The organism is Sphingobacterium sp. UBA7253 (assembly GCF_002472745.1).
Lineage (GTDB): Bacteria > Bacteroidota > Bacteroidia > Sphingobacteriales > Sphingobacteriaceae > Sphingobacterium > Sphingobacterium siyangense.
Genome location: NZ_DKSP01000244.1, coordinates 31,434 through 31,928 on the forward strand (window position 1 = coordinate 31,434; position 495 = coordinate 31,928).

Annotated in this window: 1 protein-coding gene; it reads left to right on the top strand. The window is 38.0% G+C overall.

Features of this window, described 5'->3' with window-relative positions; all coding sequences use genetic code 11:
- The coding region (locus tag B2X72_RS25475; RefSeq protein ID WP_286852023.1) for an IMP dehydrogenase at window positions 1-275 on the top strand (275 nt) is incomplete at its 5' end.
- Window positions 276-495 lie beyond the last annotated feature (220 nt).

Sequence of the window (495 nt, forward strand, 5' to 3'; positions counted from 1 at the left end):
CTAAAGATCGTTATTTCCAAGACGTAGAAGATGATATCAAAAAATTGGTTCCTGAAGGTATTGTTGGGCGTGTTCCTTACAAAGGTACATTAGCTGAGGTCGTTTATCAATATATTGGCGGATTACGCGCTTCTATGGGATACTGTGGTGCTGCAACAATTGAAAAATTACAGGAAGCACAATTTGTCCGCATTACAGGAGCAGGGTTGAGAGAGTCCCATCCACATAATATTTCCATTACGAAGGAAGCACCAAATTATAACAGCAGAGGCTAGATGTTGCTTGGATGATATAAAAACCGATAATCTTGATTATCGGTTTTTTTTGTGTAAAAATATTAGCAAGATAGCCCCAGTGATCAATAGGAAATTTGTACTTTTATACCCTATTCTCAGGTTTTAAAATTTAAGGAGTTAATTTGGATTATTTAGCGGGTTTAAACCCTTCACAACGAGGAGCCGTAGAGCAAACAGAAGGTCCTGTGATGATTGTTGC